General features: G+C 62.4%; 7 protein-coding genes. 2 read left to right on the top strand and 5 right to left on the bottom strand.

Translation table 11 applies throughout. The features are described from left to right. Positions 1 to 95 precede the first annotated feature (95 nt). Positions 96 to 782 carry a hypothetical protein gene (locus O4G76_RS17915; protein WP_269398609.1) on the top strand — a complete coding sequence of 229 codons (687 nt, stop codon included), beginning with the start codon at positions 96 to 98 and terminating at the stop codon, positions 780 to 782. Beyond that, a complete protein-coding gene (locus O4G76_RS17910) occupies positions 779 to 1153 on the top strand; it encodes a hypothetical protein (RefSeq protein WP_269398608.1) in 375 nt (124 codons plus the stop codon). The genes O4G76_RS17915 and O4G76_RS17910 overlap by 4 nt, the downstream gene beginning before the upstream one ends. A gap of 179 nt (positions 1154 to 1332) precedes the next feature. On the opposite strand, the gene O4G76_RS17905 is transcribed toward O4G76_RS17910, so the two are convergent. The 5 genes from O4G76_RS17905 to O4G76_RS17885 all read right to left on the bottom strand — a co-directional run bounded on the left by O4G76_RS17905 (position 1333) and on the right by O4G76_RS17885 (position 6421). Next, on the bottom strand, positions 1333 to 3093 hold the full coding sequence (locus O4G76_RS17905) for an ABC-three component system protein (protein WP_269398607.1): 1761 nt from the start codon (positions 3091 to 3093) through the stop codon (positions 1333 to 1335). Next, positions 3090 to 3335 (bottom strand): ABC-three component system middle component 6, encoded by a 246-nt coding sequence (locus tag O4G76_RS17900; protein WP_269398606.1) that lies wholly within the window; start codon positions 3333 to 3335, stop codon positions 3090 to 3092. Before O4G76_RS17900 ends, O4G76_RS17905 begins: the two co-directional genes overlap by 4 nt. After that, positions 3332 to 4243, bottom strand: coding sequence for an ABC-three component system protein (locus O4G76_RS17895; protein ID WP_269398605.1), 912 nt, complete (start codon positions 4241 to 4243; stop codon positions 3332 to 3334). Before O4G76_RS17895 ends, O4G76_RS17900 begins: the two co-directional genes overlap by 4 nt. 343 nt (positions 4244 to 4586) lie before the next feature. Continuing rightward, positions 4587 to 5366, bottom strand: a complete 780-nt coding sequence (locus O4G76_RS17890; protein WP_269398604.1) for an ABC transporter ATP-binding protein — start codon at positions 5364 to 5366, stop codon at positions 4587 to 4589. Then, positions 5360 to 6421: an iron ABC transporter permease gene (locus O4G76_RS17885; protein ID WP_269398603.1), complete on the bottom strand. Its 1062-nt coding sequence runs from the start codon at positions 6419 to 6421 to the stop codon at positions 5360 to 5362. Before O4G76_RS17885 ends, O4G76_RS17890 begins: the two co-directional genes overlap by 7 nt. Positions 6422 to 6431 lie beyond the last annotated feature (10 nt).

Here is a 6431-nt window from a genome sequence, read left to right as displayed (position 1 = left end):
CACCCATCGCTTCGTCCTCCTCCTGACGAGATAAATCTATCTCAGTGGGCGGAGCACTTCAGTGGGGGCAGACCACAGACCAATTGCTCACCCACGTGGCCCAGCTGCGGGGCGTCGAGGCGGCGAGCCTTAGGAACCCTCTCACAGCAGTAGCTTGGATGAAGGTGAACGCCCCCAAAGCTCTCGAAGCTGACGAGCTGAAGATTTCGATGAGGGGCGTCCTCAAGTCGTCCCAAATCTCGATTATTTCCAAGGAGTTATCCAAGGAACTCGCGCCAAAGTTTTTTTTGGGCGGAATCTCGACGAGGCAACTCGACATCGCCCTCCGGCGAGCTGAACAAGAGCATGGACGCCATGTCGCAGGTCACGCGCGGATGAAGCGAGCGATCAATTTTGAAGAGGAAGTCTTCACGTTCCTAAAGGAGCACCCCCAGACACTCGAGCTGGGTCACGACGTTGAGGTTGTCCGCACCGGAACCGACAGTCTCGTTCCATCGGATTTTTCCGTCCTTCGGAACGGGCGCACTGTAGCCACCGTCGAGTGTAAGGCACACCGCAGCACGCGACATCGCCGGTATCTCATCGAAACTTTAGCAATGGCGGGACTACGTGCGTCCGGCCGAGCACCTTCCATCCTCGTGGTGCCAAGCTCATGGGACAGTTCTATCGAAGAGCTTTCTTCCCTATGCCACGATCTACGGCTGTCCGGCGTCCGCATCGCTGTTTTCAATAATACCAAGCAGAGAAGCGTGAAATTCGTTAACCGTGAGGAAATGCCATGACACTCCCATTGCACTGCATTTCAGACAGAAAACTTGACCTTTTTGAGTTCGCCAAGATCGTAAAAGATGGCCGCAATATCAGCGACGCAGATTTTGTTGAACTGATGCGCCGAGTTGTGCCGCTCGACACATTGAAAGACACAACCCCTGAAGAATCGGAGTGGCTTTTCATGGCCATCAGTTGGCTTCACGATTACAGCTTACTTCTTTGGGAGTTTCACCGCATTGAAGTGAACGGGGATCTCACCCACTTGGGCCATCCCAGCATTCCTGGGTCCAGCGGGCCCTTCATTGAGAATATACTTACCCGGGCCGGCGAAGCTGATTTTAGGCAGCTTGAAAATTTTGGTGTACAAAGCAGGCAATCCTGAACATCCATGACAGAGGACATCCAAGATCGTTACGCGGCCCTCAGCTATCATTCTGTATTGGTGCAGCTAAGTTCGTTTTGGGTTCAGATTATTAGTTGCGGCACGGCTCATGAATTTCAGCATCTGTGACTTACATCGCAGCTGTCGAGCCTGTTCCTCTCATACCCAGAAGCGATTGCTTACTCGAAGTGAACTCCGAACAGCCCGCCTGTCTCCAGTTCGTCGGTGAGGACAGTGGGGTTTACGAACGCACGGATGTCAAATCCTTTGCGGAACCCCTCTTCTGGCAAGACGTCGGAGTTCATGGTCACAAGGTATTGGAACCCCTGCGCTTCGGCTTGATCGGCTCCAAGTTGCAACGCCTTTGCCACTTGGCGCGTGTCCACTCCGTCGAAGAGATGGCTGTCATGAATCAGGAACCCCGGCCCGAGGCCCCTGCGGGTCGCGAGCGTAGCCAGCATCATGTCGAAGCAGAAAATCTGCATGTTGCTGATTCCCTTACTCCGGTGGGAGTCGATCTTTACCTCAAAGATAGGACCATTCGGAGTGGGCGCGATCGTCAGGCTTCCCGCGCGTTCATAGAGCGCGTTCGACAACTCTTCAAACAGCAGGATCGCCTCTTCGACGACCGCATCGCGCTCATGGAGGTCGTTCTGCAACGCCTGAAGTAGGCGCGCGCGCTCGATCTCCAACTGCACCTTGGTGCTTTCGATCCGCTCGGCCGTGTTGAGCTGCTGGCGAAGGGTCTCGACGTTCGCCTCCGCGCGACCGACCTCCTCTTGCAGCCTGTTGTAATGTTCGAGAGCCCCCCCGGACCGCAAGATTCCCATCAGTTGTCCGCGGCGGCGGTCCAGCTTAACGCGCTCGCCGTCGCGTGCGACGATCCGCGCCTCGGCCGCCTCGATCTCGCTCGACAGATGTGCTCGCCGGTTGCGGATGATCGCCGCGTGGAACTGCGCGACCTCCTCGAAGCGCCGCCCCACAGTGCCAGGCAACACGACTCCGGCCTCAGCATAGAGCCGTCCGACGTCCTCGGCCGCGGGCGGGCGCTCGTCGGAAAGCGACACCGTGAGCTGCTCGATCAACTCACGGTCGATCAAGTTTTCGTTGTTAAGGGCAGTTATCGCCAGCGTGATCTCGGTCGCCTCTCGCTCCATCTCCGCGAACTCGGGGACGACGTTGAAGGTTTCGACCTGCCTCCGGAGCTGACGGGCCCGCGTCTGCGCCACAGCGAGACGGGTGCGGAAATCGGCAGCGTTGCCGTAGAAACGCCCCAAGTCGCCTTGCTTGGCCGCCTTCCGCAACTCGGCCATCGCTTTCTCTTGAGCGCGGGTCTCCTGAAACTCCTGCGCGATGCCTGCGTCGAGACCAAGGAGGTAGGATACCGCTACTTGCTGATCCCAAATCTGCTGCTGCCCTGACTGCTGCGTCGGCCGCGCAAAGCCGCCGCTGCCCTGCCGCCGGGCGAAGTAGGAAAATAGGGACCGGAACGTCGGCGCAAAACGCCGATGTGGGTCGGGATCGACGGGCAGCCCAAACAAGAGTGTGCCGAGATTCGACTTCCAATTCTCGTTCGACAGAACGAGGTCACCGGTCTTGTCGTCGAAGACGGGCGGGATAGGCCATTGCTCCGCCGCGCCCAGCACCCGGACGCGGCTCGACTTCGATCCTGACCGAGCAACCGAGACGGTACGCCCGCCGAGATCGATCTGCGCCTCGAACGTGGCCTCGGCTAACGCATCTGACCGGAAGATGCTGTCAGGCTTCGCCTTACCCCCAAAGAGGAAGTGGATCAGTTCCACGAAGCTCGTCTTGCCTGCCCCGTTGCGGGAATGACGATCGTCAGCACCGGCACTCTTCTCAGCGACGAGCACGTTCAGCCCCGGCTGGAACGTGATCGCCTTAAAGCTCGGCAGGTCACTGGTGACGCCGTGTATCATTCCGTGCCCTTTCGGAGTAGTCCGTCCTCGAACTCCACCGCCTTCATCGCGAAGAGCAGGTCGAGCGCAAGGACGAACCAGTCGTAGGCGATCGGCGCGGGCTCCGCCGCCACGCCCCGCCTACGACGCACCTCGTCCCAGACCCGCGACACCGTCATGGGACCGCGCAAAGCTGCGAGGATTTCTGCGCCAATCGTCAACAGCGCCCGCTCAGGGCGGATATGCTTCGTGGGCAGGATCATGCACAGATGGCCCCTTTGGCCTGGTCTTCGAAGATGTCACACCTCTCGAAGAAATAGGACAGCACCGCCAACACCGCCGCTTGCCGTGCCGGTGTGCCGGACATGCCGCCCGCAAAGTCCTGCAACGCCATGAAGATCGCCTCCGGGGGCCGTCCTTCGTCTTTTAGGACACCATAGCGATCGCGGAACCCCTGGGCGATCTCCTCGCCGAAGCTCGGATCGGGATACCGATCGAGGAAAGCCTCTACAAGCGGTTCGCGCCTTCGACCCAAGCGTAGCATCCCAGCCGTGTCTTCGGACAGATCGTTGGCAGCGAGCTTAGAGGATGAGGGCGCGAGGAGCGGGGGATCACCGCCCGGGTTCATGCGTTGGATCGAGGTAACGACGGGGCGCAGCGCCTCGAAGTCAAGAGCCGCCAGTGTGCGTTGCGATGGCACTGAGCCAAACAGGTCTTCCAGCTTCGGCACCGCCAAGCCCATCGCAGTGTCGAACAACTCGGCATAGCCTGTTTCACCGAGGTCGAGATTGGGGTGGGATTGCCGGAAGTCTGCGAGGAGTTGGGTCGCCGGAGCCGGAAGCCCGCCATCCGCATTATGCACAAGGGACCATCGCTCCATGCGATCCGCCCAGTGCTCGACGGCTCCCTCGAAGTCGCGCCTCATCTTGGCGAGCAACTTGTCAAGGGTCGGCGTGCTGGGGCCGTAGCACTGATACACGGTCTTGTCACTCGCGCGGTAGCCGTCACATTTGAGATCGCCCAACTTGCCATAAGGCCGAACCGGTTCGAAATCGCCCGGATGAGCGTGTGCCATGATCCGTGAGAACAGGTCTTCGAACGCTGCTCCCTTTCGTTCGAGGAATGCCGTGCGGAAGTGCAGTCGGTAAAAGTGGCGTTGGAGGTCATCCATGGCGATGACCGAGGCGAGCGGGGGCGTCAGATCGTGGATTTAGCGTCTTCCTATTGCCAGAAGTTTGAGCGTGGCCGGTTTTCATTGGCAAGTTCTGCCTGACGGCGGTTGATTAGTCTACAACCTTTAGGTTGTGCCGATGCGTCCTGCTTATCTGGGCTTGATGTAGCACGTAGCGAAGAATCGCGTCCTGCCTTTACCCGCTTTGGCCGCTTGCGGCCCAAAACAGACATTCGACCGATCGCCTTACCGCAGGGCGGCATTCGCAAAGCGGACCTCCATGCCTCGCGCCACCCCACTACCACCGACCCGCCGACCAATGGCAGGCAGCCCCCTTTCGCCGTCAGGTTCCTACCTGTTGCCCGGGGGGGTGGGGCGCCGGGCCGTCGACGATCATCATCGGACAGCCGCGCGAGCAGCGTTCGACCCGGCTGTCGATCCCGTAGAGTCTGCGAATGAGGGCCGGGGTCAGAACCTCCAGCGTAGGTCCGGTCGCAAGGATGCGCCCCTCGGCCAGCGCCAGGGTCGTCGTGCAGGCGCGCATCACCTGGTTCAGGTCGTGCAGCGCCAGGATCACCACCGCCCCGGTCTCTTCGGCATAGCGACGCAGTGCCTCGAGAACCTCGTATTGGCGGTAGAGGTCGAGGGCGGAGGTCGGCTCGTCCATCAGGACCAGCTTCGGCCGCGTCACCAGCGTCTGCGCGATCGACACCGACTGCCTCTGCCCGCCGGACAGCTCGGGCAGCTGTCGCTGCGCGAGGTGGTCGATGCCGAAGCGGTGCAGCACCGCATCGACTGCCGCCAGCTCGCGCGGGGACAAGCGCCAGCCGCCCGTGCCCTGCTTCAGGGCGAGGATGATGGACTCGTAGACCGTCAGCGCGGCGCTCATCGCCGTATCCTGTGGCATGTAGCGCAGATCGCCCGCCTCGGCCCCGGACAGGCGCACCCGTCCCGCCCCGCGCAGCTGACCGGCGATGCGGCGAAACAGTGTGGACTTGCCGGCAGCGTTGGCGCCGACCAGAGCGGTCAGCATGCCGCCCTCGATCTCCGGTGTCGAGGCGTCCGTCAGGATCTGCTTGCGGCCGTAGCGCGCCTCGACCCCCTCCAGTGCCAGACTCACCATGACTTGCGGCCCTTCGTCAGGATCAGGGCCGCGAAGAAGGGCACACCGACCAGCGCGGTGATGATGCCGATCGGTAGGACCGCGCCGGGCAGGATCGCCTTGGACAGCACCGAGGTCGCCGAGAGGATCACCGCCCCCGACAGCATCGCACCCGGCAAGAAGAAACGTTGGTCCTCGCCGAGCAGCAGCCGGGCCACATGCGGCCCGACGATACCGATGAAGCCGATGGTGCCGACGAAGGCGACGGGCACGGCCGCCAGCAAGGACACGAGAAGCAGGGCCTCCAGGCGCAACCGCCGCACCGGCACGCCCATCGCCGCCGCCCGGGTTTCGCCCAGCCGGATCGCCGTCAGGGCCCAGGCCCGGCGGGCGAAGAGCGGCGTGCAGACCAGCAGGATCGCGGCGGTGACGGCCACCTTGCCCCAGGTCGCCTTGGTCAGGCTGCCCATGGTCCAGAACACCACCGCGGCGAGTGCCTGCTCGGAGGCGAAATACTGCATCAGGGCCAGCGCCGCGTTGAAGGTGAAGACCAGCGCGATGCCCAGCAGCACGATGGTTTCCACCGTGACCCCGCGCAGCGTCGACAGGCCGAAGATCAGCAGCGACGCCGCCATGGCCATGGCAAAGGCGTTGAGCGGCACCATCAGCTCGACCGCGGCCGGGAACAGCGCCACGCCCAGCACCATCGCCATCGCCGCGCCGAAGCTGGCCGCCGCCGAGAGGCCCAACGTGAAGGGGCTGGCCAGCGGGTTGGCGAGGATGGTCTGCATCTGCGCCCCGGCGAGCGACAGGCTGGCCCCCACGGTCACGGCCAGAAGCGCCATCGGCATCCGGATGTCCCAGATCACGACCCGCATCTGCAACTCCGCCGCGCCCGGCGCGAAGATGGTCCGGAAGACGTCTCCCAGCGGGTAGCGCGCCGGGCCGAGCGAGACGTCGACCGCGACCGACAGCACGAGCAGTCCCGTGAGACTGAGCAGGATCGCCAGTCGTCGCGCGACGCCGGCGCGATAGTCGAGCGCATGGGAGGTGGAGTTGGTCGTCACGGCGGACATGGCGAACCTC

Origin of the sequence: Limimaricola sp. G21655-S1 (assembly GCF_027213785.1) — a bacterium.
Taxonomy (GTDB): Bacteria; Pseudomonadota; Alphaproteobacteria; order Rhodobacterales; family Rhodobacteraceae; genus Limimaricola.
This window is presented reverse-complemented; position numbering and strand designations above follow the sequence as displayed.